The following is a 26,591-nucleotide window of genomic DNA, read 5'->3' as shown; positions in this document are numbered from 1 at the left end:
CAAATCCCACCAACCTTGAGGCCTACCGCCCGATTGCTATCGTCCCACCGAGCCAAATAGCGCGCCCGCAACTCATAGGGTCACAAGCTCTCAGGATGATGACGGAGCCCGTGGCAGCATTGCATGGCTGATGTTCGAGCACACCCAAGTGTCTTGAGCCCTCGCCGGTGAACGTGTAAGGCCGCAAAATAGTCCTTTCCTGGTGCTCCCTTGAACCCCCTGCCCCAAAATCCCGTGGTCGCGTCCGGCTCGTTCGCGGCGATGAAGTCGGTGCCGTACCGCCTCCAGTTCATGGCCTATGTGCTGGCGATGATGGCGGACAATATCGAGCATGTGATCAGCTATTGGGTGGTGTTCCAGAAATTCCATTCACCGGCGCTGGCGGGCTTTGCGGTGCTGTCGCACTGGTTGCCGTTTCTGCTGTTCTCGGTCGCGGTCGGCGGGCTCGCCGACCGGTTCGATCCGCGCCGCATCATCCAGTGCGGCATGCTGCTGTTCATTGTCGCATCAAGCGGATGGGGCTTCTTCTTCATCACCGATACGATCCAGATGTGGCACGCGATGCTGCTGCTGGTGATCCATGGCTGCGCCGGCGTGTTGTGGCAGACGCCCAACCAGCTGCTGCTCTACGACCTCGTCGGCCCCGCCGACCTTCCGAGCGCGGTGCGGCTGAACGCGATGGCGCGCTATCTCGGCATTTTGGTCGGGCCTGCCGTCGGCGGAATCATCATGCTGACGCTCGGCACCTCGCACGGAATCATCTTCAACACGCTGTTCTATCTGCCGATGCTGCTGTGGCTGTTCTGGGCGCCTGTGCGCGACAACAGCGTGGCGGTGCGGCGCTTTGCCGTGCGCGGCCTTGCCGACATCGTGCTGACCATCCGGGCCATCGGCACCCAGCCGGTGCTGACGGCGATGACGTGGCTCGCGGGCCTCACCTCCTTCATGATCGGCAATGCCTATCACGCCCAGATGCCGGGCTATGCCGGCGATCTCGGCCATGGCGATCCCGGCGTTTCCTACAGCGTGCTGCTCGCGGCCGACGCCGCCGGCGCGCTGCTGGCCGGCATTGCGCTGGAATCCTGGGGACGCCTCAAGGGCACGCCGCGCACCGCGATCATGCTCGCGATGCTCTGGAGCGTGGCGCTGCTAGGCTTCGCCGCGGTGCCGATCTATCCGGTTGCGATCGCGCTCTTGTTCTGCGCGGGATTCTTCGAGCTGTCGTTCAACACCATGGCGCAAGCCCTGGTGCAGCTGAATGCGCCGCACGACATCCGCGGCCGCGTCGTCGGACTCTATAATATGGCGGGGCTCGGGATGCGGGCCTTCAGCGGCATCACGGTTGGGCTATCAGGCGCAGCGATCGGCATTCACTGGTCACTCGGGCTGTCGGCCGCGGTGCTGCTGGCGCTGCTGTGTCTGCTCTATGGGCGCGCGGCGAGGAAGACAGCCGGTTGACTCCGGCCTCTCTCCACCGCACGCTCGACCCAGGGCTTGGGGGAGATGAAGCGTTGCGCAATCGCTGGGGCATTCTTGCGATCCTGTTCATCGTGCGCCTCACCATCGCATTCCAATTCCAGAGCGTGGCCGCGGTCGCGCCGCTGCTGCAACAGACTTTTGGCGTTGGGCTGGCGGACATCGGCATCCTGATCGGCCTCTACTTCACGCCAGGCGTCGTGCTGGCGCTGCCGGGCGGCGCGATCGGCCGAAGGCTTGGCGACAGGCCGACGACGATCGCCGCACTGTTGCTGATGACGGCGGGCAGCCTCGTGATGGCCACGACCGACGTCTGGGGCTGGCAGCTGGCGGGCCGGCTCGCCTCCGGCGCCGGCGGCGTGCTGCTGACGGTGCAACTCACCAAGATGGGCACCGACTGGTTCGCGGGTAAGGAGATCGCAACCGCGATGGCGATCTTCGTCAACTCATGGCCCGCCGGCGTTGCGATCTCGCTCCTGGTGCTGCCGGCGATCGGCACCGCCTACGGCGCGGGCGCGGTGTTTCTGTCGGCCGGCACGCTGACAGCGATGGGCATCGTGCTGATCACGCTCTATCGGCCCCCGCCGGGAACGACCGCCAGCGCGGTGGGCCCTGGCCGGCTCGATCTCCTGGCGCTGCTGGCGGTGATCGTCGCGGGTATGATCTGGGGTCTCTATAATGTCGGCTTCGCGATGATCTTCTCGTTCGGCCCGTCGCTGCTGGCCGAGCGCGGCTGGAGCATTGCGGCGGCGGGATCGGCGATCAGCCTCGTGATGTGGCTGTCGGTGATCTCGGTGCCGGCGGGCGGCTATCTGGCCGATCGGTTCAAACGGCCGCTCGTGCTGGCGAGCGCGGCCAGCCTCATGGTGGCCGGACTGCTGGCCTGGCTGACCCGGTCCGACGCCGTGATCATGATCCTCGTCCTGATCGGCCTGATCGGCGGCCATCCGGCCGGCCCGATCATGAGCCTGGCCGCCCGCGTGCTCGCGCCGGAGACAAGGGCGATCGGGATGGGCGTATTCTACACACTCTTCTATGCCGCGATGATGCTGGGCCCGGCGGTGGCGGGCCGGCTCGCCAAATCGGCCGGCAGTGCCGCGGTCGCGCTCGACGTCGGCGCACTGACGGTGCTGGCCTGCCCGCCGCTAATGTGGCTCTTCGAGCGCATTGTGTCTGTCCGTTACCGCCGCACCCGATCCTAACGCGGCATTAACCCTATGCACCTTAGGGTCGTCCCGGACTCCGCCCGGGCGGGGGGTCGGGTGTTGAAAATGGCGTTGGCGAACAAAAAATTTCTTCCGGCCGCCGAGGAGCGTCGGCGTTTCCAGCGGGTGAAAGTGCACCTGCTCGGCCGTTACATGCTGCCCGACCGCCGCGAATTCCCCTGCCAGGTGATCAACATGTCGCCGGGCGGGCTGGCACTGCTGGCCCCCGGCATCGGCAATGTCGGCGACCGCGTGGTCGCCTATCTCGACCATATCGGCAGGGTCGAGGGCAAGATCACCCGCATCATCGACAACGGCTTCGCCATGACGATCGGTGCCACGCCCCGCAAGCGCGACAAGCTCGCGGCACAGCTGACCTGGCTCGCCAACCGCGACATCCTCAATCTGCCCGAGGATCGCCGCCACGACCGTATCGTGCCGCGCAACCCGATCGCCGTGCTGACCCTCGAGGACGGCACCAAGATGACCTGCCGCATCATCGATCTCTCGCTGTCCGGCGCCGCGATCGCCGCGGAGAACCGCCCGCCGCTGAGATCGACGGTTTTGCTCGGCCGGGTCCAGGGCCGCGTGGTCAGAAACCTCGAAGACGGCTTCGCCCTGGAGTTCGTCCACGCGCAGCCGATCGAGACACTCGAAGAGAGCGTTACCGCGCGGTAAAGCGCGAGGACGTCAAAACCACTGCATTTCCAGCCTCGAAGGCGGCCTCCGCGATGCGGACGCCGCCTTTTTCGTGCGTGGTGGCGGGTCTTGCGCGGGTTAACGCGCGGCCCATTTGCGCCCGGAAACGGCGTTCCGCCAGCGTCTGCGCGTTAATAGATAAAATTTGAATCAATGGCAGTTGTTTCAAATTTTATGAGAATTCGATTCAAGTATAGATCGAATTCGCCTCGCCTTTTACTTGTATTCGTCTCGACTTGACTTGGCTGACTTAGCGGCAACTCAAAAGCTCCATGCGAAATGTGGTCCCAACAAGAAACGGGGGCCGCAATGTTTGATTTCAGGGGACAGGGGAAGGGACTGGCGCTGGCCGCCATGCTCTTCGGGATCGGCGCGACAGCGCAGGCCGGCGAAGGCCGTCTGCTCTACGCGAGCCTCGGTGACACTACGCGTGCGCCGATCGGCTGGGTCGAGTTCTGTGCGGACAATACCGCCCAGTGCCAGGGCGCACCGACGCAGGCACGCGACATCGTGATGTCGCAGGCCGCATGGCGCGACCTCGTCAAGGTCAATCGCTGGGTCAACGAGACCGTCAAGCCTTTGACCGACCAGGAGCACTGGGGCGTGATCGAGAAATGGTCGCTGCCGACTGACGGTTACGGCGACTGTGAAGACTACGTGTTGTTGAAGCGCAAGATGCTGATCGATGCCGGATGGCCGCGCGAGGCCCTGCTCATCACCGTCGTGCGCGACAAGAAGGGCGAAGGACACGCGGTGCTGACGGTGAAGACCGACAAGGGCGAGTTCGTTCTCGACAATCAGAACGAGAACGTCGTTGCCTGGACGGAGACCGGCTACCGCTTCGTCAAGCGCCAGTCGCAGAGCGATCCCAACATCTGGGTCTCGCTCGGCGATACCAGACCGGCGGTCTCCACCGCCAGCGCCAGAGATTAGAAAGAGACAAGGAGTTACGCGACCCGGTCACATCCCCACCCCTCCCCGTCCCAGACCGGTTCGCGCGCGGCCAGCCATCCCCCAATGGCTGGCCGCAACTTTTTTGGGGGAATGCCACTCACTCCGCGGCTTCAAGATTGGCCGGCTTCTCGACGCCGCCGAGCGGAGAGACCGCAGGGCCGTTGAGCGCGGTGCCGTCGGGTGCGAATTGCGACCCGTGACAGGGACAATCCCAACACTGCTCCAGCGAATTCCAGTGCACGACGCAGCCGAGATGGGTGCAGCTGGCCGAGTGCAGATGCAGACGTCCGTTGCGGTCCCGGCAAGCCGCGATCTTCTTCAGGCCGCTGCGGACAAGCCGCCCCTCGCCGGGCCGCAGCCGTTCGACGCTCGCAATCTCGCTCGCCGCAAGATACTCCGCAAAATTCTTCAGCGGCGTGATGTTCTCGCTGATGAACTCGCCGATGTTCTTCTGAATCTTCCGCGACGGGGCGTAGATCTCTTCCCACGGGCTCGCGCCCGTCGTGATCAGATCCGTCACCACGAGGCCGGCGACGAGGCCGTTCGTGATCCCCTGCCCGGAATCGCCGCTGACGATGAAGACATGCTCTTCGCCGGGGGCGTGGCCGATGAAGCCGGCGAAATCGACCGGCTCCAGCACCTGGCCGGACCATCGATGAGTGACCTCGCGCAAAGCCGGCAACCGCTCGCGCGCCCAGCGCTCGAGCGCATCAAGGCGCTGTGCGCCGTCGTTCGCTTCACCCGATTTGTGATCTTCTCCGCCGATGATCACGATATCCTCGTCGGCAGAGTGCGGCTGGAGCCGGACATAATGATAGGGATCGAGCGTATCCCAGTAGAGCGCATCGTCCAGCGTGCCGGCCGCAATCTTGGCGGCGAGCGCATAGGTGCGGTAAGGCGCCTGCTTGGTGTGGATCGCCACCTGCACATTGACCGGCGAGTTTGTCGCGACCACCACGTCGGCGGCGTGGATCTCGTAGCCTGAGGCAGTCGTCACGACCATCTCGTCATGGCGCTGATGGATGCTCTCGACACAGGTGTCGGCGTAGAGCTGCGCCCCCCGGCGGCCTAATGCGCTCGCAAGACCAGCGAGATATTTGCTCGGGTGCAGGCGTGCCTGGCGGGGAAAGCGCAACGAACGCACCTGGCCCTTGGCATGGAATGGGGTCGGCTCGATGCAGTTTTCGACGGGGATTCCGAGCTTGCGACAGCAATCCAATTCCGTGTCCAGCTCGGATGCGGCGGTTTCAGGCGCCTGCACCCAATAACCGTCGACACGTTGAAAATCGCAATCGATATGTTCAGCCCCCTGGATGGCCTCGGCGCGATCGATCGAGGCAGCGACGCTCTGGTAGTAGCGCCGCGCGCAGTCGAGGCCGCGCACCCTCACCAGCGCGTCGTAACCGTCGTCGAGCGCGGTGGCCAGATGCGCGGTGGTGCGCGCCGTCATCCCGCTGCCGATACCGCCGCGGTCCAGCACCACGACCGAGCGTCCATGGCTTGCAAGCTCGTAGGCGACCGATAGCCCGGCAATTCCGGAGCCGACAACGACGACGTCTGTGCCCACCGTCCCGGATAGCGCCGGCGCATCGGCGACCGAAACATCCATCCAGAGCGATCGGGTGTGCTCATCCCGTACATTCATGGCAGTGCTCCTCGGCAGAGCAAACGAGGCGACGGGATGAGAGTTCCTATCCGGCGCCGCCGAGTGGCACCTCATTTTGGGGGATGCGCGATCAGTCCTGCTGCGTCTGCCGCGACCACGGCACGCGCGCGCCGGTGAAATCGCGCCAGGTGCTTCGCAAGACGGGCTGCACGCCGACGGATGCCCGCGCCTGCCAGCCGGCAATCGCCGCCGCGGCAATGGCGCTGCCGGGCTCGGCATCGAGCCCCTCGAGCAGCGATGCCGTGACCGCCATGTCGTTGAAGGCGCCGAGCTCCTCCTGCAGACCGGCAAGCCGGCGCGAGAAGCGCCGCGTGGACTTGCGGTCCTCATACAGCGGCAGCAGGAATTCGCCGAGATAGCGCAGCCGCTTGGTCGCGAGCCGAACCCTGTGCAGCTGCTCGATCGTGAGCGACTTGAAGCGACGACCGCGCTTGAGCACCTTCGCGTACTGCTCCGACAGAATGCGCTGCGCGAAATTGACGGCGGGCTCGGCGAGCTGGCCGAGATCTTCGGCGGCAACATCGTTGCGCCATCCCCGCGTCTCGATCCAGTGACCGAGGCCGATCAGGAACACGGCGGAGCGGCGATCGTCGAGCGCATGATGCGCCCTGCGATAGGCCTCGGACTGGCCCCTGGCCGCAGCCCGACCGAGCGCATCGAAGCCTGCGACCGCAGGACAGGCTTTTGCGATCGTCGGCAGGGTCTCGAGCCGGAATACATCCCAGTCGCGGGCAGCGGACAACTCCTGTGCAAGCCATTTTGCTTCCGACCGCAGTGCATCGAGATTATTGAGCGCCCCGACCGACCGCATCAGATCGAGCGCCGATCTCAGCCGGCGCAGCGAGACGCGCAGCTGATGCACGCCTTCCGGATTGCGGCCATCCTCGGCCGCCGGCCGCGACTGCAGCAGATGCAGGAAGCAGGAGCGCAGGATCGTCGCGAAGGCTTCGTCGAGCGTCACCGACCGATCGAGGCGAAGTTTTCGCGGACGGCGCGCCGCCGGCGCCAGGTCGGCGGCAAGGTCGAAGCCGCGCGCCGACTTGGTGCGGATCGACGGCTTCACCGCCCCCTGCTCCGCAAGCAGCAAGGCGACCTCGTAGATCGTGCTCGCGCTGCCGCCCTTGAGTTCGAGCTCGATCTCGCTCACCGGCAGCGAGCGGTCGCCGGCCGTCAGCTCGCCCTGGTCGAACGCGACTTCAACCGTGCCGGTCGGCAGGTCGATCATCCGCGCATGGCGATGGACGTCGGCGGTGAAGACGGCCTCGAGCGGATGCGCTTCGAGGGAGCTGCGAAGCTTCTCCGGAATGAAGGGCATCGCCAGCGCGAGATCGAGCGCAAGCGACGGCACGTTCGCCTCCCACTCGCCACGGCGCAGCGGATCGTCAGCAACCTCGGTCTTTACGGTCTGCACGAAGCGGGCACCGCTCTGGCGAACGCGCAGGCTGAGGCCATTGCGCCGGAGTGCGCGTTCGGGCGTGTCGTAGTAGACCGACTTGAGATGTTTTCGCGAGCCCTTGTTGCGCGCGTGCGCCGCGATGACAGGCGCGGCGTTGAAATGCGCCATACGATCGGCATCGACGATGAGCTTGAGCTCGATCTCGCCGGCAGGCCGTGCGGCGGCGGCCGACTGAGTTGGCGCGGGCGTCGCGTCTTGCGATGGCGTCTGATCAATCACAGCGCCCTCGACATTCGCGGGTTCCGCGCCGTCCTCAATTTGCCTCAGGAAGCCGGCGACGACTTGCGTTCTCTTGTTGTCCTTTGGAGCAGGACTCCCATCGGGCGCGCCCGGGGTCTTGCGGGCCGGCGTTGCATCTGACTTTAGCATCTACGGTAACATGACAGTTCAATGACAGAGCGACAGCATATAGCCGGAGCCGAATGCAAAGAACAGTCGTTACATCGCATGCGTGATCATGCATACGACGCGCCCAACGCTGCCGAGGTTTGTCACAATCCGGCGCGACATGACGAATCAAATTGCAGCCGAAGAAATTCTTTCTGGTTCTGCAGGGGCTTAGAAGCCAGCTCCGATGACAGGGCGAAGTTTATGACAAGCCCGATGCAGCCCCGTCATCCCGGAGGATCGCAATGGACTAGCGGCGCAAACGCCGGTTCCCAACGATCAGGCCGGCAGCGCTTTCGAAGGATCGGGCGCGCGGACGCGCATCAGCGTGCGAGCGTGTTCTTGTAAATCCTGCCGTCCTTCATGATCACCACAAAATTCTTCGCGGGATCCTCGACAACCCTGATGTTGTCGAGCGGATTGCCGTCGATCAGCAGGAGATCGGCGAGCGCGCCTTCCTCCACGACGCCGAGCCGGCCTGGGTAAGGATTTCGCGCGCCCGACAGGCTCAGCAGGTCCGCATTGGTCGACGTAGCCATGGTCAGCGCTTCGGCCGGCGTGTACCAGCGTGTCAAGGTGGCAAGCATCGCGCCCTGATTGTCCGCCAGCGCCTTTGAGAAGAGGACGTCGGTTCCGAACGCGGTTTTGATGCCGTACTTCTTCACCAAGGAATAGACGCGGTCGGTGCCGGCAACCACCTGTCGCATCTTGTCCTGCTCCGCGGGGCCGAGCGCCGCCGCGAGGGCGAGATCGAGAAACGGCTGCGTGCTGAGCCAGATCCCCTTCTCGGCCATCAGCCGCGCGCTCGTCTCGTCCATGAGATGACCGTGCTCGATGCATCTGACGCCGGCTGCGATCGAGCGCTGGATCGCAACCGGCGTGTAGGCGTGGGTCGCGACATAAGTCCCCCAATTGTCGGCAGCTTCCACGGCGGCGCGCAGCTCGGGCTCGGTGAAGGTGGAGACATCGAGCGGACTGAACGGCGAAGCGACGCCGCCGCCCGCCGTCAGCTTGACCTGCGAGGCGCCCTGCATGAGCTGCTCGCGCGCGCGCACCCGGACCTCGTCGGGACTGTCGGCGACCATGCTGCCGCCGATCCGCTCCATGCGGCTGAGCATCCCGCCGATCGTGCGCGGCAGATCGGAGAGCTGGCGGAAGTCGCCATGGCCGCTGGTGATGGTGATCATCGCGCCGGAGGGATAGATGCGGGGACCTGCGACGAGGTCCTCGTCGATGGCCTGCTTGAGGCCGAAGCTCGGCCCACCCATGTCGCGCACGGTGGTGAAGCCACGCATCAGCGTCGCGGTCGCTTCGCTGGCCGCGAGCAGATTGATGTAACCGATATCCCCCGCAAGCACGGCCATCGGTGTGGGCCGCACCAGCATCGCATGCCAATGCGCGTCGATCAGGCCCGGCATCAGCACGCGGCCGCCGCCGTCGATCACTTGAGCGGAGGCGGCCATGTCGCCGGTCGAGATCTTCTCGATGATCTTGTTCCGGACCAGGACGCTGGACGGCGCGGAGAGCAAGCCACCCTTGCCATCGAAGACCCGGACGTTGCGGAACAGGACGGCGGAATCCTGTTGAGCGGAGGATTGAGACGGCAGGCCCAGGATCGCGCTTGCCAAGCCAAGCACTGTCGCGGTCCGCAAGAGCGCGCTTTGCGCGGTGCGGCGCAAGGTCGAGACGTAGGCCGCCTCTTGTTCGTCAGCTCGAGCACGCGCCATGGCACCACTCCGCAGAACGGATTCAACTGATGTCGGCTCCGTTCTAGAACTCGACGCTCTCCCGCCAGTTGATTCCGCAAACTCCAGAAAGTCAATTTGCAACCACAGAGAGATTCTGCAGCTCTGCCATACAGCGCCATAAGAGATGCGTCACGCGCGCGATGCAACGGGAATTTTCGGCACATGTGTAAGCCTCACTGTCGCGCATGAATCGAGCTCTAGTCAAAAGCAGACAACGACCGAGACGAAATCAACGCCAGATTGCAATACGCTTGCGCTGGAGTACGATCATGCAGGGGCTGCGAAAATCATGGGGCGGAAGAAAGAAGATAGCCCCACATCAAAGAACGAGGCGTAACATGGTGGCACAAACGAGTGACGGACATGTCTTTCTGATCAAGAAGCTCGGCGGGCTCTTCGCGATCATCTTGGGATGCCTGCTGACGGCAGTCGGCGTGACCTTCGAATCCGGCGGCACGACCTTCCTTGGCGTTCTCTTCCTGGTCCTTGGCGCCGGTTTACTGGTGCTGAAGATCGTCAGACGAAACGAAGGATCTTCGTCGTCATAGTCGCTATGCGGCTCGCTCACGCCCCAAGCACGTCGGCGAGCCGCAGCTCGTCTGCAACCGGATCCTTCAGGAACAGCTCGACCTCAATCTCGTCCAGATGCGACAGCATCAGCACTGAGGACGGCGTACGTCGCTTCGTGCCTCCGATGAAGAAAGTCGCTTCCGCACTTGCCGAGGCGCTGGGCGAAAAGCTTGCTGCGCAAGGCGCGCGTGCCAATTGGCTGAAGTTAGTCATTTCCACGGAGTGAAATATTTCTATTTCTTGACGCTCCCTCTCGCCCGTGTGACACCTCGGTCCGGTGGCTGCCGGTCGCCCAATGACACGAGGAAAAGGGGGGCCGACGTGCGGACATCCGCGAGAATTTTGATTGCCGCAATTGCATGCATGACGGTGGCCGCGGCTGAAACGGCCTGGGCCGAAGCCTGGCCCACCCGGGCAATCAGGATCGTCGTCTCCACGCCGGCGGGCGGGATCACCGATGCCTTTGCCCGCGCCTATGGCGACTATATTTCGCAGAAGCTCGGCCAGCCGGTCATTGTCGAAAACAAAACCGGGGCCAGCGGAGCGCTGGCGGCGCAATCGGTGAAGGATTCGCCGGCGGACGGCTACACGCTGATGTACACGATCTCGTCCACGCTGCTCGGCAACCGGCTGCTGCTGAAATCGCTGGCCTATGATCCGGACAAGGATTTCTCGATCGTCGCGGTGACGCCTTCCGGGCACCTGCCGTTGGTGGCCCATAGGGCGACCGGCGCAAAGACGCTCGAGGAGTTTGTCGCGTATGCACGTAGCAACAAGGTCACGGCCGGCTCCTACGGTATCGGCTCGTTCGCTCATATCGCAATCGCCGAGCTCAACCGGCAATACGGCCTCGATATTTCCGTCGTGCATTACCGCGGCGAAGCGCCGATGTGGCAGGATCTTGCAGCCGGGGTCATCCAAGCGGCGGTCGGCAGCTATCAGGCCGCGCTCCCGGTCCTCGACACCGGTGTCGGCCGCGCGATTGCCGTGCCTACGCCGGTGCGCATGAAGAAGCTTCCCGAAACCAAAACATTCGTCGAGCAAGGGGTCACCGGCAATGTCTTCCAGCTCACCAGCTTCACCACGCTGGTGGCACCCGCTGCTACGCCGGCTGACCGGATCGAACTGCTCGCCAGGCTGATGGTCGAAGGCGGCAAGACTGAGCGTGTGCAGAAGCTGCTCGATGCCTTCGGCGTCGACTCGCCGGCAATGGACCGCGCATCCTCGGTTGCGCTCTACGAAAAGGAAGGGCCGATCTGGCTCGAATCGATCAAGACTCTCGGATTGGAGCCGCAATAGTTCTGGTCGCAGCCTCCCGAAGCGAACGCCTCGTTGAGCTCACGCCCCAAGCACGTCGGCGAGCCGCAGCTCGTCGGCGGCCGGATCCTTCAGGAACAGCTCGGCCTCGATCTCGTCCAGATGCGACAGCATCTGCGCGCGCGCGGCCTCTCTGTCGCGTTTGCGGATCGCGGCGACGATGCCGGCGTGGTGGTCGGTGCCGCAGGCCGGCGTGTCGTGACGGCGGTAGAGCAGGATGATGAGCGAGGAGCGCGCGATCAGCTCCTTCAGGAAGCCGAGATAGATGCTGTGGCCGCTCATCTCGGCAATGAGCCGGTGAAACTCGCCGGAGAGCCGGACCGAGGCGCGCGCGTCGCCGCGCAGCTCGGCCTCGCGCTCCTCGGCAAGATGCCGCTGGAGACGATCGAGCCAGGCTGGCGACACCGCGTCACAGGCATGATCGACGATGGTGAGCTCGATCAAGCGACGCGCCTCGAAGACTTCGCGGGCATCCGCAGGCGTCGGCCGCGCGACGAAGGCGCCACGGTTCTTCTCGATGTTGACGATACCCTCATGCGCGAGCTGCTGGAGCGCAGTGCGAACCAGCGTGCGGCTCGCGCCGTAGATCTCGCCGATCTCGTCCTCGCCGAGCTTCATGCCCGGCAGCAGGCGATGCTCGAGGATCGCCGCGGTCACACCCTCCCGGATGCGGCTGACGCGATCGCTCGCATCTGGCGCGTCGGATTTGGGGCGGGGCTTGGCGGCCATTGGTTCGAGGGGTTGGGTTGGAAGGCTCGATCGACGACGTTCGGTTTCGAATGTTAGTCGACGAGCTGTATCCAATCACAGGCGAAACTTTATACAATCTTCGCCCATTTTGTGTGCAGATGACTGCGCACGGGGCGGGCAGGACGGATGTGCCGGATTCGATCTAACGATCTGACTCCGCTGCACAGTTTCGGAATTTGGCCAGCAGGGAGGCGATTGGCACGGACCTTGCGGAGAGAGCGGCAGCACCGCCCCTTCCTTGGACACGCCATGGCCACTCCCGCCGCTCTCGAACTGGTCGCCGTCACCAAGCGCTATGACACGACGCTGGCGGTCGACACCGTCAATTTGAAGATCCCGGCCGGCACCTATTGCTGCCTGCTCGGCCCGTCCGGCTGCGGCAAGACGTCGACCCTGCGGATGATCGCGGGCCACGAGGCGGTCAGCGAGGGCGACATCATCCTCGGCGCGCAGAACGTCACCGACCTGCCGCCGGCCGAGCGCGGCACGGCGATGATGTTCCAGTCCTACGCGCTGTTTCCGCATCTCTCCGTGCTCGACAACGTCGCCTTCGCCTTGAAGATGCGCGGCATCGACAAGCCGACACGCCACAAGCGCGCCGGCGAATTGCTGGAGCTGGTGGCGATGAGCCCGTATGCCGGCCGGCTACCGGCGCAGCTCTCCGGTGGCCAGCAGCAGCGCGTCGCGCTCGCTCGCGCGCTGATCACCGAGCCGCAGATCCTCTTGCTCGACGAGCCGCTGTCCGCGCTCGATCCGTTCCTGCGGGTGAGGATGCGCGGAGAACTCAAGCGGCTGCAGCGCGAACTTGGCATCAGCTTCATCCAGGTCACCCACGGCCAGGAAGAGGCGATGGCGCTCGCCGACCACATCGTGGTGATGAACCACGGCCGGATCGAGCAGCAGGGCACGGCGCGTGACATCTTCCACCGTCCCCGCACCGAATTCGTGGCGCGCTTCATCGGCGGCCACAACGTGCTCAGCGACGCCGGCAACCTCATCGCCGTGCGCGCCGATCAACTCGGCATCGCGCCGTTCACCAATGGCGCGTTCGGCGCGCCGGCGCTGCTGACCCAGACCGAGTACCAGGGCTCCTATGTCGCCGTCTCGCTCACGCTCGACGACGGCACGGCCCTGTTCTCCCACGTTCCCGAAGCCACCTTCGACGTCCACCCGTTCCGTACGGGCGATCGTGTGCTGGCCACCTGGGATCCCGCCAAGGCGCAACGCCTGCAATAGCGCCGATCGATCACTGGAATGCGCAACAGAGGAGTGACTGACATGAGCGAGACCAAACGGACAAACGGCCTCAGTCGCCGCACCCTGCTCAAGGGTAGCGCGAGTCTTGCCGGCCTTGCCGCCGGCTCCGGCGCCATTACCGGCTTTCCCTATGTGAAATCGGCCGAGACCAAGGTGCTGCGCTATCTCGGCACGGCCGTAAACGAGGGCGACGACATCGCCAAGCAGTGCCTGAAGGACACCGGCATCAAGATCGAATACATCACCGCGACCACCGACGACGTCACCAAGCGCGTGATGACCCAGCCGAACTCCTTCGACGTGCTGGATACCGAATATTTCTCGCTGAAGAAGATCGTGCCATCGGGCAACATCCTTGCGCTCGATGCCAAGAAGATCAAGCAGTTCGACAACATCACGCCCGTCTTCACCAAGGGCGAGACACCCGGCGGCAAGAAGATCGGCGGCCAGGGCACCGCGCCCTGGAAGGTGCTCTATCTCGAGGGCAAGGACTCCAGGAAGTTCGCGACGTCGGCGACTGAATTCGTCACGCTGATCCCGACCGTCTACAACGCCGACACGCTCGGCGTCCGCCCCGACCTGATCAAGCGCCCTATCAGCTCGTGGTCCGAGCTGCTCAATCCCGAGTTCAAGGGCAAGGCCTCCATCCTCAACATCCCCTCGATCGGCATCATGGATGCCGCGATGGTCGTGGAAGCCACCGGCAAATACAAATATGCCGACAAGGGCAACATGACCAAGGAAGAGATCGATCTCACCATGAAGGTGATGACCGAGGCCAAGAAGGCCGGCCAGTTCCGCGCATTCTGGAAGGACTTCAACGAGAGCGTCAACCTGATGGCCTCGGGCGAGACCGTGATCCAGTCGATGTGGTCGCCGGCGGTGACGAAGGTGCGCTCGATGGGGATCGCCTGCACCTTCCAGCCGCTGAAGGAAGGCTATCGCTCCTGGGCCTCCGGCTTCTGCGTCTCCAAAGGCGTGTCGGGTGCGAAGCTCGAATGGGCCTACGAATTCGTCAACTGGTTTCTATCAGGCTATGCCGGCGCCTATCTCAACCGCCAGGGCTACTACTCCGCCGTGCTCTCGACCGCGAAGGCGCATATGGAGCCCTACGAATGGGCCTATTGGATGGAAGGCAAGCCGGCCGAGAAGGACATCAAGGCGCCCGACGGCTCGCTGCTGGAGAAGGCCGGCGCGGTGCGCGACGGCGGCTCCTATGAGGATCGCATGGGCGGCGTCGCCTGCTGGAACGCGGTGATGGACGAGAACGACTACATGGTCCGCAAGTGGAATGAGTTCATCGCGGCGTGATGGATACGTCAGAGGACATCCTGCAACAGGCGTCCCCGGGCTTGATCCCGGGGTCGGGCACAGCGCGCGCCGCGAAAGTGACGCGCCTGTCGCCCTCCTTCGTCTCCTGGCTCCAGGCCGGGCCGATGATGCTGGTGTTTCTCGCCTTCTTCCTCATTCCGCTGGTGTTCGTCGTTATCGTCTCGTTCTGGGATTACAACGAATACCAGTTGTTGCCGGTCTTCTCGGGCCGCGGCTACACCGACACGTTCGAGGGCTGCATTGCGCAGCTCCCCGATCTCTGCACCATCGGCAAGACCTACCTGAAGACGCTAAAACTCTGCTTCCTGGTCTGGGCGATCACGCTGTTCATCGGCTTCTGGGTCGCCTACTTCCTCGCCTTCCACGTCAAGTCCAAGACCTGGCAGATGGGCTTGTCGCTGCTCTGCACGATCCCGTTCTGGACCTCCAACGTCATCCGCATGATCGCCTGGATCCCGCTGCTCGGGCGCAACGGGCTGGTGAATTCCGGCCTCGTCAAGACAGGGCTGATCAACCATCCGATCGAATGGCTGCTGTTCTCCGAATTCTCCGTTGTGCTGGCGCTGGTGCACCTCTTCACCTTCTTCATGGTGGTGCCGATCTTCAATTCCATGGTGCGCATCGACAAATCGCTGATCGAGGCGGCCTATGATGCCGGCGCGACCGGATTCCAGACCCTCGTCAACGTCATCATTCCGCTCGCAAAACCCGGCATCGTGATCGGCTCGATCTTCGTCATCACCATCGTGATGGGCGACTTCATCACCATCGGCGTGATGGGCGGCCAGCAGATCGCGGCGGCCGGCAAGATCATCGAGACGCGCGTCAACGCGTTGCAATTCCCGGCGGCAGCCGCCAACGCCGTGATCCTGCTCGCCATCACCTTCCTGATCATCTCCATGATGTCGCGCATCGTCGACATCAAGAAGGAGCTCTAGAGCATGAAGGAAGGACGCCCGCGCTCGTTCTACGTGCTCGCGATCTTCTTCGCGGCCTATGTGCTGTTTCTCTACGGTCCGATGATTGCGATCTACGTGCTGTCGTTCCAGGGACCCCAGGGCGGCCTCACCTTCCCGATGAACGGCGTGTCGACCTTCTGGATCGCAAAACTGTTCCAGGGCACCGGCATCGTCGATCTCGGCGCGGCCTTCCGGCGCTCACTGCTGCTCGGCATCATCGTGATGAGTGTCACCGTCGTGCTCTCGGTCGCCGCCGGCATGGCCTTCCGCAGGAAGTTTAGGGCGCAAAGCGTTTTGTTTTACTCGGCGATCGCGAGCCTGATCGTGCCCTCGATCATCACCTCGCTCGGCATCTCGCTTGAATTCCGCATCATCGACGACCTGATCAAGGCGCATTGGAACGAGAATTTCGAGACCTCGATGGGCCTGCTCACCTCCGGGCTGGGCGCGCACCTGACCTGGACGCTGCCGTTCGGCCTCCTCATCATGTTCGCGATCTTCAACCGCTTCGACCCGAGGCTCGAGGAAGCCGCGCGCGATCTCGGTGCGACGCCGTGGCAGACGTTCCGGCATGTCGTGCTGCCGATCATCCTGCCCTCGGTGATCGGCATCGGCCTGTTCGGCTTCACGCTGTCCTGGGACGAGCTCGCCCGCTCCAGCCAGGCGATCGGGGCGGTGAATACGTTGCCGCTGGATCTGCAGGGTCTCACCACCACCGTGACGAACCCTGACATCTATGCGCTCGGCACCGTGATCTCGGCGGTGTCGTTCACGGTGATCACGCTTGCGCTCGGCACCATCCACATGCTCAACCAGCGGCAGGCGGCCAAGGGCTCGGACGCCGGTAAGGGACTCGTCTAAGGGGCTTGTCTGATCCGATGCGACTGCACATCGTCAATCCCAACACCACTGCATCCATGACAGCGAAGATCGCCGCTGCGGCTCGCAGCGTCGCCCTGCCCGGCACGGTGATCGACGCGCGCCAGCCGACGATGGGCCCGGTCTCGATCGAGGGATTTTACGACGAAGCCTTCGCCGTCCCCGGCATGCTCGGCTGCATCCGCGAGGCTGATGGCGACGGCGCGGAGGCTCACATCATCGCCTGCTTCGACGACACCGGGCTCGACGCCGCGCGCGCCGCCGCAAAAGCGCCGGTGATCGGCATCGGTGAAGCCGGTTTCCACATGGCGAGCCTGGTCGCCGCCCGCTTTGCCGTGGTGACGACGCTCGGTGTCTCCATCGTGCCGATCGAGCACAATTTACGGAAATACGGCCTCAGTGATCGCTGCGCCCGCGTCCGCGCCGCCGACGTGCCAGTGCTGGCGCTCGAGGAGCGCAACACCGATGCGCTCGCGAAGATCTCCGCGGAGATCACGGCCGCGATCCGTGACGACCGCGCCGAAGCCATCGTGCTCGGCTGCGCCGGCATGGCCGATCTCGCCGCTGAGCTCGCCGCCACACACGGCCTGCCCGTGATTGACGGCGTCACTGCGGCGGTGACGCTGGCGGAATCACTGGTGCGGCTGGGGCTGAAGACCTCCCGGCTCGGCCCCTATGCCGCGCCGCGCTCGAAGACCTATTCCGGGCCGTTTTCGCAATTTCAGCCCTGAATGAGGCTCTTGTCGGGGCATTCGGAGGCCGCAAGGCCTGCTGAATACTGGTTTTTTCGCCCTTAGCCTCTTTTTGGTCCCATTCCTTGCCGAAATGTAACGCTTTCGGGACGCCCCGGCGGCCTCAGGGCTGCCGGTCTTCGCCACTCACCAAGTTTCAATTTGGGTTTTGTCAGCGATGATCGATCTCGCACAGGACACACCGTCCAACCCCCTTCTCCGTCTCGGCGCCCAGCCCATCGCGCTGACCGCCGCAGCGCTCCTGCTCCTGATCGCGGGGGTGACCTCGATCGCGATCTGGCGGGCCTATACCGGCGCAGCACCCGAGCCCGACCGGGTGGTGGCATCGCGGCAGCTGCAGGCGCGGACCGCCCAGGCGTCCGAGCAGCTCGTCGAGAAGACCAAGGGGCTGGAGGCGACCCAGCAGGAATCGATCGACCAGCTCCAGGTGGTGCAGGATCAGCTTCAGACCATGAAGCGGCTGATGGCGGCGCAGCAGGCCGACACCAAGCGTCTGTCCGAGCAGGTCGCATCGCTGAACGAGTCCATCGACGGCCTGCGGCAATCGTTTGCCAGCGCGCGAGCGACCGAGGTTGAAGCGCCGGCGGTTACCCGCAGGAAACCGGCGCGGCACCGCGTCCACGCCAGCGCGCGCAAACGCTCGCGCGGCTAAACGGCCCCTACGCGGCCGGGCTTTATTTTCGCCACTTGTGAACTGGATCACATTCGTCCGGATGATTCCGCGCGATGCTCGCGGTCACCGGATGGCGTGAGCCGATTTCAATGTCCGGGGCTGGCAAGGTCGTTGACGGTATACTGCGTCAACGACCTTGTTTTTTTGTGGGGACGCTATTCGCAGACATCCACGCGGCGGGTACGCCAGCCTGCTGGCGTCATGACGCGCTTTCGCGCGACGTAGCAGCCGCCATAGCCATCGTTGTAGCCGGTACCATAATAGTAGGGATCACCGTAATAGGGGGAGCCGTAGCCATAATAGGCGCCGTAATAGCCGGCACCGGCGAGACCCGCCCCGATCGCGACGCCTGGCCAGAAGCCGCCGCCATGCCAATGGCCACCGCGGCCCCAGCCGCCACCATGGCCCCAGCCGCCATGTCCGAATCCCCGCGCCTGGGCCACCTGCGGCGCCGACAGCCCGATTGCCGCGACGGCCAGTACCGCCATCATCATCCTGCGTAACATCACTCGATCCTCCGCGTGGACACGCTCCACGCTTCAAAGCAGGACCAAGCTAACGTCACTTGGGCATTCCGGACAGCCACACTGTCTCACTTCCGCGCGAGCATTCAGCAGCCGCGGCAGATGCTCTTGAGCTTCTTGTCGAGCATGCGATTCTCGGCGTTGACGGTGGCATCAGCAGCCCCACCGGTGCCGGAGCCGGTGGTCACGCCGGAGCCCGGCCCGGATGACTGAGCCGTCCCGAGGCTGTTGGTGCCGGGCGGAGGAGCCGGCGAGTTGGCGACACCTCCGGTCGATCCCGCAGAGCCTCCGGTAGAGCTGCCGGTCGATCCGGCAGAACCGCCGGTCGCCTGCGCGAAGGCGACGGCCGGCACCGCCGCGAGCGCGAAGATCAGGATCATGGTCTTGATTGAGGCGGTTGCGGACGATGCGGCCATCGGAGATTCTCCTTTACCGGTCAACCGCCTCGGCGAAGTCCAGTTCCGGAACAAATGCCGTCACATCAGCTTGAAAACGAGGAGGCAGGCACGATCATGCGCAAACTGATCGCGTTCGACGAGGACACGTTCGACAAGCTCAAGCAGTTGGGACGGGACAGGATGGCGACGTTTCAGGAGCTCGCGGACGAAGCCTTTGCCGACCTCCTGAAGAAGCATGGCATTCCCATCGATCTCCGGGACGCGTTGCGCAAGAGCGCCAGGATCGGCCGTGAAGCGGACAAGCCGGCCACGCGTCCCAAACCCAGAAAGGCCAGATCACCATGACCGATCGCGATCCCGCTGCGGAGGGCGAACGCGCCGCGCGCGACAACATTCCGGCTGAGGCCAATCCGTATCTCGACGGCAGCGACGATCATGCGCTGTGGGCCGCCGGCCACGAGAAGGCCGCAGGTGCGATCGAAGCGACCGAATCCGAGGGGCGCTGACGCGCCGCTCCGGATCGCGCGTGGGCGCGGCCGGGAGACTGCCGATGTGTCAACCGATCCGCTTCAGGCCCTTCTTGAAGCGCGGACCGTTCGCGACGTAGAACTTGGCCGCACTCCCCATCTTCTGGACCTGGGCGTCGTCGAGCGTGCGGATCACACGCGCCGGTGAGCCGATGATCAGGGAACGTTCAGGAAATTCCTTGCCCTCGGTGATGACGGAACCGGCACCGACGATGCTGTTGCGGCCAATCTTGGCGCCGTTCATCACGATCGAGCCCATGCCGATCAACGCGCCCTCCTCGATGGTGCAGCCATGCAGGATGACGTTATGGCCGACCGTGCAGTTCCGGCCGATGACAAGCGGAAAGCCGAGATCGGTGTGGCAGGTCGAGCCGTCCTGCACATTGGCGCCCTCGCCGATCTCGATCCACTCATTGTCGCCGCGCAGCACGGCACCGAACCAGACGCTCGCACCCGGCTTCAGGCGCACGCGGCCGATCACGGTGGCGGTCTCGGCGATGAAATAATTGCCGTCGGCGGGAAGGTCGGGCGCCTGCCCGTCGAGCTCGTAGATCGCCATGGGGGTCTCCTGTCACGTCGACCTCAGCCATAGCGAAACGGCCGCGAAGAGGCAAAGGCCGCCCCGCTGGACGGTCCTGCCGGGCGTCAGCCCAGAACGCCGGCCGCGCGCAGCGTCATCAGGAAGAAGGTGCCGCTCATCATGCTCCAGAAGCCGGCGATGAGGGTCGCCATCATCACGAACTCGGCGCGGCGGCTTTCCACGCGCATGCCGCGGAGCGTGTTGCGCATGATGATGAAGGGCGCGGCGAACACCAGGAACGGAACCGCCGCGAAGGTCTTCGGCGCCACGCCGTCCTGCAACAGGCCGAAGCCGGCGGGCCGCTGCGCCAGCGCCTGGTATCCGTTCACGAGCGCGCCCGCGAGCGCGAAACCAATGCAGATCGAGAAGAAAGTATTGAGAGCTTCAGGTGTCATCGGAACGGTCCGCCCTTACGCAACGCGAGGTGCCTTCCTGTGACAAATAGTGCTGGTTAACGCTACATTATCCTTAAGGGAAGGTTAACAGCGCTGTCCCTCCCACGCAGGGCCGTCCCCGCTCCCCGCAGCCGGGAACGCTCCGCGAAATCGCCGCCGCATGGCATATTCGCCGCTGATTCGTCGGCCACCGGCCGACGTCCGGCTCGACTTGCGCTTGCTCATGACGGTGTTTTCGGCAGCTCCCCTTAGGTCCCCCCGTACCCGCACCCGGGCGCATGTCCTCCCGATCGTGCTCGGCGGCATTGCCGCGGCATGCGCGGTCGCGCTCGTCGCCTATTTGTTGTGGCCGACCTGGGGCACCCGCGGCGCGAACGCCCCGGACAAGCTGCCGGTGAGCGTCGGCGGCACGTTGTTCAACCTGCCCATGACTGCGATCCGCATGAAGATCCAGCGGCACTCCGGACCTCAGGAGCGCATCGACCTCGACTTCCTCTATCCTTCGCTGGAACCGCCCGGCACGCCGAAGCATGTCACCGCCGACACCGTGGAAGCGGCGGTGCAATCGATCGACCGCATCTTCCTGTCGATCGCAGCTCATCACGATGCGCTCGCGCCCGAGCAGCGAACGGCCACGATCTATCCGCGCTACCTCGACCAAGCCGCGGCGATGCCCGTGGACGGCCTGACGATGCGGATGTTCCGCACGGACACCCCTTACGGCAACGAGGACCTCTATTCCGCCGCAAGCCCGGCGCTGACCGCGCGCTGCACCCGCGATGCTGCGACGCCCGGCATGTGTCTCTCGGAGCGCCGCGTCGGCGGCGCCGACCTCACCTTCCGCTTTCCGCGCAGCTGGTTGTCGCAATGGCGTGACGTGGCGGATGCGATGGAGAAGCTGACCGCGCAGCTGCGCGGGCCGAAGGGTTGAGCGGCCCTGCCCTGCCGCGAGCTACCTAAAACAAAAACCGCGAAAACAACCCCATGCACAGTAGCCAAGCATCGGCAGCATCGAGGCTTTTCGTATTTTACGAATCGCGCCTTGACCCGTCGGGCAAAACAGGGGCATGATGGCATCATGGGGTGCCGACGAAGCGACCTTCACAGCCGACGCGAGATGCTCTTGACCGTCAGCACCCCCGCCGCGTCAGTCGCGGATCTTCTGCGCCCGGTAAAGGCTTGGCGTTGTCCCGGCCGACTTGCGGAACGCACGATTGAAATTGGCCTGCGACGAAAATCCGGTGGCATAGGCGATATCGACCAGCGGACGATCGCTGGTGGACAAGAGCCGCTTGGCGAGATCGAGACGCTGCCGGCTGACATATTCATGCGGCGCGACCCCGGTCGCCGCCTTGAAGCTCCGCGAGAAATGCGCCGGGCTCATGCACGCCACCGATGCCAGATCCTTGACCGTGAAATCGCGCTCGACGGATGCATCGATGAACTCGGTCACGCGCGACAGCCGTTTGGCGTCGAGCGGCCTTTGACCGGCATTGAACTGCCGGAGCGTGACCGCGGTGGCCGAGTAGCTGTGCACCAGATGGGCTGACAACGCGCGCCCCAGGCTTTCGATCAGGAGCCGGCCGGTGGAGGTCTCCTGTTCGAGTTCAGCCAGGATCCGGTCCGCGACATGCTCGATGAACATGTCCTGATCAATGGTCTCATAGCGGATCGAGATTCCCGACGGGTCGATGTCGAGGTCCCTGAGCATGGTGTCGTCGAACGGCTTGCCGGGAAGGAAGAGATGCAGGCATTCCTGCATCTGGTTCTCGACCCGAATGAAGTCCTCGCGGATGCCGGCCGGGCAAAGCCACACGGTGCCCCTTCTGCCGAAGGTGCGCTGCCGCATGCCGGCGCCTTCGCGGTCGACGACCGAGTTGCCACGGAGCAGGATTGCGATCTCGGTGTCCCGCGGCAATTGTGGTGGCAGGTCGCCGGGCTCATGGCTCCATCGCTCGGCGAGGAGGTGCGACCATCGCCGGTCGTTGGACGTCTGAAGCATTCTGCCGGTCACATATTTATCGACAGAGTTGCCAAGCATGCCCATCGTGAATCTCCGCCAGATAGCGCGACGTGGGGGCAACGGTATTGCTAGGTCCAGCAATAACCATGCCAGAGATCCGACCAGCCGTCCACGGGTCGAGAGCAGTCCGGGACAACAACACCGCACGTTTGGAAAAGCCAGGTCGTGCCCGGGCGCCGCATGCTCGGCGCCATCTTGAATCAGGAGGAGGTCCATGTCCCGAACCACGGTAATAGGCGCGTGCCCCCACGATTGCCCGGACACCTGCTCCATCCTGACCACGGTCGAGGATGGCAAGGCGATTGCCGTGCGCGGCAATCCCGATCATCCGTTCACGCGCGGACGGCTCTGCGTCAAGGTCAACAACTACGAGGAGCGCGTCTACAGCGACAAGCGCGTCCTCCATCCGCTGAAACGGGTCGGCCCGAAGGGCGCCGGACAGTTTCAGCCGATCTCCTGGGATGAGGCCCTCGAAACCATCGCATCGCGATGGACATCCACTATCGCCGAGCACGGCGCGCAGGCGATCCTGCCCTACAGCTATCTGGGCACCCAGGGCATCATCAACGGGCTGAACGTCGGAGATCCCCTCTTCAACAAGCTCGGCGCAACGGTGCTCGAGCGCACGTTCTGCGATTCCGCCTCGTGCACCGCCTACATGATGACGATCGGGCATACCCCCGGCGTCGACCCCGAGAGCTTCGTGCACTCGAAATACATCATCCTGTGGGCCTGCAATACGCTGAGCACGAACTCGCATCACTGGCCGTTCATCGAGCAGGCGAAGAAGGCCGGTGCCAAGCTCGTGGTGATCGATCCCGTCCGCACCCGCACGGCGCGCCTCGCCGACTGGCACATTCCGATCCGTCCCGGCACCGACGCTGCGCTCGCGCTCGCAATGATCCACGTCATCATCAAGGAGAACTTGGTCGATCGCGACTACGTCGACAAGCACACCGTCGGATATGACGAGCTGGCCGAGCGAGCGTCGATCTACACACCCGAATTTGCCTCCGAGGAAACTGGCATTCCCGTCGACGATATCATCAGGCTGGCGCGGGAATATGCCACGACACCTCCGGCCGTCGTGCGCATCGGCGTCGCGGTCGAGCGGCATGCCGGCGGAGGCCAGACCGTGCGCGCGATCGCCTGTCTTCCCGGCTTGATCGGCGCATGGAAGCATGTCGGCGGCGGCCTGCTCCAGCTTCCGATCTGGGCATTCCCGGTCAGATGGGACGTGCTGATGCGTCCCGATCTCCAGCCGGAAAAAATGCGCGTGCTCAATTCCTGGCGCCTCGGAGCGGCGCTGACGGGCGAGCTCGGCTTCGATCCACCGATCAAGGCGCTGTTCGTCTACAACGCCAATCCGATGGCGATGGTGACCGAACAGGGCAAGCTCGAAAAGGGCCTGGAACGCGAGGATCTCTTCACGGTCGTCAGCGAGCATTTCCTGACCGACACCGCCAGGTATGCCGACATCGTTCTGCCTGCGACCACGCAGCTCGAGCAGAAGGACATCCTGTTCTCGTGGGGACACCTTTACCTCTCCTACAACAACCAGGCGATCGAGCCGCTCGGCGAAGCCGTTCCGAACACCGAGCTGTTCCGCCGCCTCGCGCGCGCGATGGGCATCACGGACCCGGCCTTCTTCCGGTCCGACGAGGAGATGATCGCCGCATCGCTCGACTGGAGCAGCCCGGTGCTCGATGGCATCTCGCTCGAGGACGTCAAGGCCAAGGGCTATGTGCGCCTCAACATGCCCGCGCCCGCCGACTGGGCACCGCACCGCGAGGGCAACTTTCCGACCGCCTCCGGCAAGTGCGAGTTCAAGTCGACGATCGCCGGCGGAGGCAACTTCGTGGTGCCGCTGTTCCGCCAGGGCTACAATGGCGACCAGGACGGCGCGCCGGTCGATCCCCTGCCTCACTACATCCGGCCGAACGAGAACCCGCGCTCGGCGCCCGCGCTGGCGACCCACTATCCGCTCAGCCTGATTTCACCGAAGAGCCACGCCTTCCTGAATTCGAACTACGGCAACCTGCCGGCGCAAACCGCGCAGGCCGGCGAGGAACAGGCGGTGCTTCTCAACCCTGACGATGCGGCACAACGGGGCATCATCGCAGGCGCACCCATCCGCGTGTTCAACGATCGCGGCTCGTTCGAGGCATTCGCGACCGTTTCCCCCGACATCATGCCGGGCGTCGTGGTGGCGCCGTCGGGCTACTGGCAACGATCCAACCGCAAGGGAGCGACCGTCCACGCGCTGACGCCCCCAGCCTTCGCCGACCTCGGTCGCGCGCCGACCTTCTCCGACATCCTCGTCCAGGTCAGCGGCATCCAAGTCAGTGGCATCCAAGTCAGTGCCGTCCAAGCCAGTGCCGTCCAAGCCAGCGGAGCCTGACGATGACTTACGTGGTCACTGACAATTGCCGCGGCTGCCGATACACGGAATGCGTCACCGTCTGCCCGGTGGAATGTTTCCACCTCGACGACGCCATGACCTATATCGACCCGGAAAACTGCATCGATTGCGGTGGCTGCGCGCCGGCCTGCCCGGTCGGCGCGATCGAGCCCGACTATCGTCTGGCTGCGGACAAGAAATTCTGGATCGACGTCAATCGCAAGCGCGCGGCCGAAACTCCCGTCGTCAGCGCACGTCTGGCGCCTCTGCCGGGCGCCGACGAGCGTAGGGTGGCGCTGGGCCGATGACGGAACGAGCCTCAGAGGTCGAGGCGGGCAAGTTCCGCGTCGCTGTCGTCGGCAGCGGACCGGGCGGCTTCTACGCCGCCGAAGCGCTGCTGCGCTCCGACGCATCTGTGACCGTCGACATGTTCGAGCGGCTGCCGGTGCCCTACGGGCTGGTGCGGTTCGGCGTCGCTCCCGACCATCCAAAGCTCAAGCAAGTCACGATCGCCTTCGACAGGATCGCGAGAACGCCTGGTTTTCGTTTCGTCGGCGGCGTCACGATTGGAGACGATGTCACGGTCGACGAGCTCCGCGAGGCCTATGACGCCGTCGTGCTCGCGACCGGCGCCGAACTGAGCCGGCCTCTGGACGTTCCGGGCGAGGCGCTGCCAGGGAGCCACAGCGCCGGCGATTTCGTCGCGTGGTACAACGGCCACCCCGAATTCGCCGATCTCAAATTCGATCTCGAGCACGAGGCGGCGGTGATCATCGGCCATGGCAACGTCGCTCTCGACGTCGCACGCATTCTCGCCAAGTCCGCCGACGAGCTACGCCAGACCGACATCGCGCGGCACGCGCTCGAAGTTCTGGCGGAGAGCCGGATTCGCCAGATCGTCATCGTCGGCCGCGGCGGGCCGGCGCAGGCGAAATTCACCGCTAAGGAATTGCGTGATTTCCTCGAACTGAGCGCATGCGACACGCTGGTCGACGACCGCGGGATCGGCCCGGACGAATTCGAGCCGCAGATTTCCGGGGATCAGGAGCTCGCCGAAAAACTCTCGCTGCTGCGCGCGTTTTCGCGGCAGACCGCGACCAGGCCAAGGCGCTGTCTCTTTCGTTTTGGTCTCTCTCCCGTCGCAATCAAGGGACACGGCCGGGTCGAGACGGTCGCGCTCGGGAGCCGGTCGGGTGCCATCGAGGAGATCGCGTGCGGCCTCTCGTTCGGCAGCATTGGCCGCAGGACGACGCCTATCGCCGGCGTTCCCTATGACGCACAGCGCGGCGTCCACGCGAACATCGATGGGCGCGTTACGTCGGGGCATTCCGTGATCGAGGGGCTCTATGTCTGCGGGTGGAGCAAGCGCGGGCCGAGCGGCACGATCGGCACCAATCGCGGCTGCGGGATGGCCACGGCGGAGGCCGTCCTGGCCGACTTTGCCCATCAGCGGACCCGTTCGGATGCGCCCGACGCACTGCTTGCACGGATCGCCAGCCGCGTGGCACGCGTCGTGAGCTACCCTGACTGGATGGCGATCGATACAGCCGAGAAACGCAAGGGAGCCCCGCTCGGCAAGCCACGGGAGAAGTTCGTCACGGTTCCCGACATGATCGCGGCGATGGGCGCCTGACCCGACGGGCCACAACGCCGCAGCGGCGCT

The 26,591-nt window shown here is 64.4% G+C and carries 28 protein-coding genes and 1 pseudogene; 18 read left to right on the top strand and 11 right to left on the bottom strand.

Annotation, left to right across the window (positions count from 1 at the left end):
• The first annotated feature begins 210 nt into the window (after positions 1-210).
• The 3 genes from IVA81_RS36205 (at position 211) to IVA81_RS36195 (ending at position 3,359) form a co-directional block, all read left to right on the top strand.
• Positions 211-1,458 carry an MFS transporter gene (locus tag IVA81_RS36205; protein ID WP_256469415.1) on the top strand — a complete coding sequence of 416 codons (1,248 nt, stop codon included), beginning with the start codon at positions 211-213 and terminating at the stop codon, positions 1,456-1,458.
• A gap of 53 nt (positions 1,459-1,511) precedes the next feature.
• The gene (locus IVA81_RS36200; protein ID WP_247327107.1) at positions 1,512-2,678 is read left to right on the top strand and encodes an MFS transporter; all 1,167 of its coding nucleotides are present in this window, start codon (positions 1,512-1,514) and stop codon (positions 2,676-2,678) included.
• 69 nt (positions 2,679-2,747) lie between these two features.
• Complete coding sequence (locus IVA81_RS36195; protein ID WP_247327106.1) at positions 2,748-3,359, top strand: PilZ domain-containing protein; 612 nt, start codon at positions 2,748-2,750, stop codon at positions 3,357-3,359.
• Here IVA81_RS36195 and IVA81_RS36190 read toward each other — a convergent pair.
• Positions 3,346-3,549: a hypothetical protein gene (locus IVA81_RS36190; protein ID WP_247327104.1), complete on the bottom strand. Its 204-nt coding sequence runs from the start codon at positions 3,547-3,549 to the stop codon at positions 3,346-3,348. The genes IVA81_RS36195 and IVA81_RS36190 overlap by 14 nt on opposite strands.
• 140 nt (positions 3,550-3,689) lie before the next feature.
• Between IVA81_RS36190 and IVA81_RS36185 the strand changes: the two genes are divergently transcribed.
• Positions 3,690-4,313 (top strand): transglutaminase-like cysteine peptidase, encoded by a 624-nt coding sequence (locus tag IVA81_RS36185; protein ID WP_247327101.1) that lies wholly within the window; start codon positions 3,690-3,692, stop codon positions 4,311-4,313.
• Between the two features lie 118 nt (positions 4,314-4,431).
• Here the strand turns inward: IVA81_RS36185 and IVA81_RS36180 are convergent, their stop codons facing one another.
• From IVA81_RS36180 to IVA81_RS36170, 3 genes are all read right to left on the bottom strand, one after another.
• A complete protein-coding gene (locus IVA81_RS36180; protein ID WP_247327098.1) occupies positions 4,432-5,979 on the bottom strand; it encodes an FAD-dependent oxidoreductase in 1,548 nt (515 codons plus the stop codon).
• 91 nt (positions 5,980-6,070) lie between these two features.
• A complete protein-coding gene (locus tag IVA81_RS36175) occupies positions 6,071-7,825 on the bottom strand; it encodes a CYTH and CHAD domain-containing protein (RefSeq protein ID WP_247327095.1) in 1,755 nt (584 codons plus the stop codon).
• Positions 7,826-8,166: 341 nt separating this feature from the next.
• Positions 8,167-9,570 (bottom strand): amidohydrolase family protein, encoded by a 1,404-nt coding sequence (locus tag IVA81_RS36170; RefSeq protein WP_247327094.1) that lies wholly within the window; start codon positions 9,568-9,570, stop codon positions 8,167-8,169.
• Positions 9,571-9,860: 290 nt separating this feature from the next.
• Between IVA81_RS36170 and IVA81_RS36165 the strand changes: the two genes are divergently transcribed.
• A complete protein-coding gene (locus IVA81_RS36165; RefSeq protein WP_247327092.1) occupies positions 9,861-10,139 on the top strand; it encodes a hypothetical protein in 279 nt (92 codons plus the stop codon).
• Positions 10,140-10,155: 16 nt separating this feature from the next.
• On the opposite strand, the pseudogene IVA81_RS40775 reads toward IVA81_RS36165, so the two are convergent.
• Positions 10,156-10,248: pseudogene (locus IVA81_RS40775) on the bottom strand (GntR family transcriptional regulator); the annotation flags it as partial.
• Between the two features lie 276 nt (positions 10,249-10,524).
• Between IVA81_RS40775 and IVA81_RS36160 the strand changes: the two are divergent.
• The gene (locus tag IVA81_RS36160; RefSeq protein WP_247327090.1) at positions 10,525-11,460 is read left to right on the top strand and encodes a tripartite tricarboxylate transporter substrate binding protein; all 936 of its coding nucleotides are present in this window, start codon (positions 10,525-10,527) and stop codon (positions 11,458-11,460) included.
• A gap of 39 nt (positions 11,461-11,499) precedes the next feature.
• On the opposite strand, the gene IVA81_RS36155 is transcribed toward IVA81_RS36160, so the two are convergent.
• A complete protein-coding gene (locus tag IVA81_RS36155) occupies positions 11,500-12,207 on the bottom strand; it encodes a GntR family transcriptional regulator (protein ID WP_247327088.1) in 708 nt (235 codons plus the stop codon).
• 270 nt (positions 12,208-12,477) lie between these two features.
• Here IVA81_RS36155 and IVA81_RS36150 point away from each other — a divergent pair, with 270 nt between their 5' ends.
• The 6 genes from IVA81_RS36150 (at position 12,478) to IVA81_RS36125 (ending at position 18,059) form a co-directional block, all read left to right on the top strand.
• Positions 12,478-13,464 carry an ABC transporter ATP-binding protein gene (locus IVA81_RS36150; protein ID WP_247327086.1) on the top strand — a complete coding sequence of 329 codons (987 nt, stop codon included), beginning with the start codon at positions 12,478-12,480 and terminating at the stop codon, positions 13,462-13,464.
• Positions 13,465-13,506: 42 nt separating this feature from the next.
• Positions 13,507-14,796 (top strand): PotD/PotF family extracellular solute-binding protein, encoded by a 1,290-nt coding sequence (locus IVA81_RS36145; protein ID WP_247327084.1) that lies wholly within the window; start codon positions 13,507-13,509, stop codon positions 14,794-14,796.
• Positions 14,796-15,755, top strand: a complete 960-nt coding sequence (locus tag IVA81_RS36140; RefSeq protein WP_247327136.1) for an ABC transporter permease — start codon at positions 14,796-14,798, stop codon at positions 15,753-15,755. The genes IVA81_RS36145 and IVA81_RS36140 overlap by 1 nt, the downstream gene beginning before the upstream one ends.
• Positions 15,756-15,758: 3 nt before the next feature.
• Positions 15,759-16,637 carry an ABC transporter permease gene (locus IVA81_RS36135; RefSeq protein WP_247327082.1) on the top strand — a complete coding sequence of 293 codons (879 nt, stop codon included), beginning with the start codon at positions 15,759-15,761 and terminating at the stop codon, positions 16,635-16,637.
• A 17-nt stretch (positions 16,638-16,654) separates the two neighbouring features.
• On the top strand, positions 16,655-17,386 hold the full coding sequence (locus IVA81_RS36130) for an aspartate/glutamate racemase family protein (RefSeq protein WP_247327080.1): 732 nt from the start codon (positions 16,655-16,657) through the stop codon (positions 17,384-17,386).
• Between the two features lie 178 nt (positions 17,387-17,564).
• Complete coding sequence (locus IVA81_RS36125) at positions 17,565-18,059, top strand: hypothetical protein (RefSeq protein ID WP_247327078.1); 495 nt, start codon at positions 17,565-17,567, stop codon at positions 18,057-18,059.
• A gap of 176 nt (positions 18,060-18,235) precedes the next feature.
• Here IVA81_RS36125 and IVA81_RS36120 read toward each other — a convergent pair whose 3' ends face one another.
• Together IVA81_RS36120 and IVA81_RS36115 are read right to left on the bottom strand one after the other, a co-directional pair.
• Complete coding sequence (locus IVA81_RS36120; protein ID WP_247327135.1) at positions 18,236-18,586, bottom strand: hypothetical protein; 351 nt, start codon at positions 18,584-18,586, stop codon at positions 18,236-18,238.
• A gap of 104 nt (positions 18,587-18,690) precedes the next feature.
• Complete coding sequence (locus tag IVA81_RS36115; RefSeq protein ID WP_247327075.1) at positions 18,691-19,020, bottom strand: hypothetical protein; 330 nt, start codon at positions 19,018-19,020, stop codon at positions 18,691-18,693.
• Between the two features lie 96 nt (positions 19,021-19,116).
• On the opposite strand from IVA81_RS36115, the gene IVA81_RS36110 reads away from it, so the two are divergent.
• Both IVA81_RS36110 and IVA81_RS36105 read left to right on the top strand, forming a co-directional pair.
• Positions 19,117-19,347 carry a hypothetical protein gene (locus IVA81_RS36110; protein ID WP_247327073.1) on the top strand — a complete coding sequence of 77 codons (231 nt, stop codon included), beginning with the start codon at positions 19,117-19,119 and terminating at the stop codon, positions 19,345-19,347.
• Complete coding sequence (locus tag IVA81_RS36105; protein ID WP_247327071.1) at positions 19,344-19,508, top strand: hypothetical protein; 165 nt, start codon at positions 19,344-19,346, stop codon at positions 19,506-19,508. Before IVA81_RS36110 ends, IVA81_RS36105 begins: the two co-directional genes overlap by 4 nt.
• A gap of 49 nt (positions 19,509-19,557) precedes the next feature.
• Here the strand turns inward: IVA81_RS36105 and IVA81_RS36100 are convergent, their stop codons facing one another.
• Positions 19,558-20,088 carry a gamma carbonic anhydrase family protein gene (locus IVA81_RS36100; protein ID WP_247327069.1) on the bottom strand — a complete coding sequence of 177 codons (531 nt, stop codon included), beginning with the start codon at positions 20,086-20,088 and terminating at the stop codon, positions 19,558-19,560.
• Positions 20,089-20,174: 86 nt separating this feature from the next.
• Positions 20,175-20,504 carry a hypothetical protein gene (locus IVA81_RS36095; protein ID WP_128920939.1) on the bottom strand — a complete coding sequence of 110 codons (330 nt, stop codon included), beginning with the start codon at positions 20,502-20,504 and terminating at the stop codon, positions 20,175-20,177.
• 223 nt (positions 20,505-20,727) lie between these two features.
• Here IVA81_RS36095 and IVA81_RS36090 point away from each other — a divergent pair, with 223 nt between their 5' ends.
• Entirely contained in the window at positions 20,728-21,435 is a 708-nt protein-coding gene (locus IVA81_RS36090) for a hypothetical protein (protein ID WP_247327134.1), read from the top strand.
• Positions 21,436-21,651: 216 nt separating this feature from the next.
• Here the strand turns inward: IVA81_RS36090 and IVA81_RS36085 are convergent, their stop codons facing one another.
• On the bottom strand, positions 21,652-22,800 hold the full coding sequence (locus tag IVA81_RS36085; RefSeq protein WP_247327067.1) for an AraC family transcriptional regulator: 1,149 nt from the start codon (positions 22,798-22,800) through the stop codon (positions 21,652-21,654).
• Here IVA81_RS36085 and IVA81_RS36080 point away from each other — a divergent pair.
• The 3 genes from IVA81_RS36080 to IVA81_RS36070 are packed head-to-tail and all read left to right on the top strand — an operon-like array spanning position 22,742 to position 26,561.
• Positions 22,742-24,928 carry a molybdopterin oxidoreductase family protein gene (locus IVA81_RS36080; protein ID WP_247327065.1) on the top strand — a complete coding sequence of 729 codons (2,187 nt, stop codon included), beginning with the start codon at positions 22,742-22,744 and terminating at the stop codon, positions 24,926-24,928. The two genes, IVA81_RS36085 and IVA81_RS36080, sit on opposite strands and share 59 nt — an antisense overlap.
• Before the next feature lie 2 nt (positions 24,929-24,930).
• Positions 24,931-25,236, top strand: a complete 306-nt coding sequence (locus IVA81_RS36075) for a ferredoxin family protein (protein ID WP_247327062.1) — start codon at positions 24,931-24,933, stop codon at positions 25,234-25,236.
• A complete protein-coding gene (locus tag IVA81_RS36070; RefSeq protein WP_247327059.1) occupies positions 25,233-26,561 on the top strand; it encodes an FAD-dependent oxidoreductase in 1,329 nt (442 codons plus the stop codon). Before IVA81_RS36075 ends, IVA81_RS36070 begins: the two co-directional genes overlap by 4 nt.
• The last annotated feature ends 30 nt before the right edge of the window (positions 26,562-26,591 follow it).

Origin of the sequence: Bradyrhizobium sp. 141 (assembly GCF_023074055.1) — a bacterium.
Lineage (GTDB): Bacteria > Pseudomonadota > Alphaproteobacteria > Rhizobiales > Xanthobacteraceae > Bradyrhizobium.
Note: the sequence above shows the minus strand (reverse complement) of the source record. Positions and strands in the feature narration are given on the sequence as shown.

Excerpts from the sequence above, each read along its gene's own strand:
- IVA81_RS36195 (WP_247327106.1), top strand. The coding sequence starts at position 2,748 with ATGGCGTTGGCGAACAAAAAATTTCTTCCGGCCGCCGAGGAGCGTCGG.
- IVA81_RS36185 (WP_247327101.1), top strand. The coding sequence starts at position 3,690 with ATGTTTGATTTCAGGGGACAGGGGAAGGGACTGGCGCTGGCCGCCATG.
- IVA81_RS36180 (WP_247327098.1), bottom strand. The coding sequence starts at position 5,979 with ATGAATGTACGGGATGAGCACACCCGATCGCTCTGGATGGATGTTTCG.
- IVA81_RS36175 (WP_247327095.1), bottom strand. The coding sequence starts at position 7,825 with ATGCTAAAGTCAGATGCAACGCCGGCCCGCAAGACCCCGGGCGCGCCC.
- IVA81_RS36170 (WP_247327094.1), bottom strand. The coding sequence starts at position 9,570 with ATGGCGCGTGCTCGAGCTGACGAACAAGAGGCGGCCTACGTCTCGACC.
- IVA81_RS36165 (WP_247327092.1), top strand. The coding sequence starts at position 9,861 with ATGCAGGGGCTGCGAAAATCATGGGGCGGAAGAAAGAAGATAGCCCCA.
- IVA81_RS36160 (WP_247327090.1), top strand. The coding sequence starts at position 10,525 with ATGACGGTGGCCGCGGCTGAAACGGCCTGGGCCGAAGCCTGGCCCACC.
- IVA81_RS36155 (WP_247327088.1), bottom strand. The coding sequence starts at position 12,207 with ATGGCCGCCAAGCCCCGCCCCAAATCCGACGCGCCAGATGCGAGCGAT.
- IVA81_RS36150 (WP_247327086.1), top strand. The coding sequence starts at position 12,478 with ATGGCCACTCCCGCCGCTCTCGAACTGGTCGCCGTCACCAAGCGCTAT.
- IVA81_RS36145 (WP_247327084.1), top strand. The coding sequence starts at position 13,507 with ATGAGCGAGACCAAACGGACAAACGGCCTCAGTCGCCGCACCCTGCTC.
- IVA81_RS36140 (WP_247327136.1), top strand. The coding sequence starts at position 14,796 with ATGGATACGTCAGAGGACATCCTGCAACAGGCGTCCCCGGGCTTGATC.
- IVA81_RS36135 (WP_247327082.1), top strand. The coding sequence starts at position 15,759 with ATGAAGGAAGGACGCCCGCGCTCGTTCTACGTGCTCGCGATCTTCTTC.
- IVA81_RS36130 (WP_247327080.1), top strand. The coding sequence starts at position 16,655 with ATGCGACTGCACATCGTCAATCCCAACACCACTGCATCCATGACAGCG.
- IVA81_RS36125 (WP_247327078.1), top strand. The coding sequence starts at position 17,565 with ATGATCGATCTCGCACAGGACACACCGTCCAACCCCCTTCTCCGTCTC.
- IVA81_RS36120 (WP_247327135.1), bottom strand. The coding sequence starts at position 18,586 with ATGTTACGCAGGATGATGATGGCGGTACTGGCCGTCGCGGCAATCGGG.
- IVA81_RS36115 (WP_247327075.1), bottom strand. The coding sequence starts at position 19,020 with ATGGCCGCATCGTCCGCAACCGCCTCAATCAAGACCATGATCCTGATC.
- IVA81_RS36110 (WP_247327073.1), top strand. The coding sequence starts at position 19,117 with ATGCGCAAACTGATCGCGTTCGACGAGGACACGTTCGACAAGCTCAAG.
- IVA81_RS36105 (WP_247327071.1), top strand. The coding sequence starts at position 19,344 with ATGACCGATCGCGATCCCGCTGCGGAGGGCGAACGCGCCGCGCGCGAC.
- IVA81_RS36100 (WP_247327069.1), bottom strand. The coding sequence starts at position 20,088 with ATGGCGATCTACGAGCTCGACGGGCAGGCGCCCGACCTTCCCGCCGAC.
- IVA81_RS36095 (WP_128920939.1), bottom strand. The coding sequence starts at position 20,504 with ATGACACCTGAAGCTCTCAATACTTTCTTCTCGATCTGCATTGGTTTC.
- IVA81_RS36090 (WP_247327134.1), top strand. The coding sequence starts at position 20,728 with ATGACGGTGTTTTCGGCAGCTCCCCTTAGGTCCCCCCGTACCCGCACC.
- IVA81_RS36080 (WP_247327065.1), top strand. The coding sequence starts at position 22,742 with ATGTCCCGAACCACGGTAATAGGCGCGTGCCCCCACGATTGCCCGGAC.
- IVA81_RS36085 (WP_247327067.1), bottom strand. The coding sequence starts at position 22,800 with ATGGAGCAGGTGTCCGGGCAATCGTGGGGGCACGCGCCTATTACCGTG.
- IVA81_RS36075 (WP_247327062.1), top strand. The coding sequence starts at position 24,931 with ATGACTTACGTGGTCACTGACAATTGCCGCGGCTGCCGATACACGGAA.
- IVA81_RS36070 (WP_247327059.1), top strand. The coding sequence starts at position 25,233 with ATGACGGAACGAGCCTCAGAGGTCGAGGCGGGCAAGTTCCGCGTCGCT.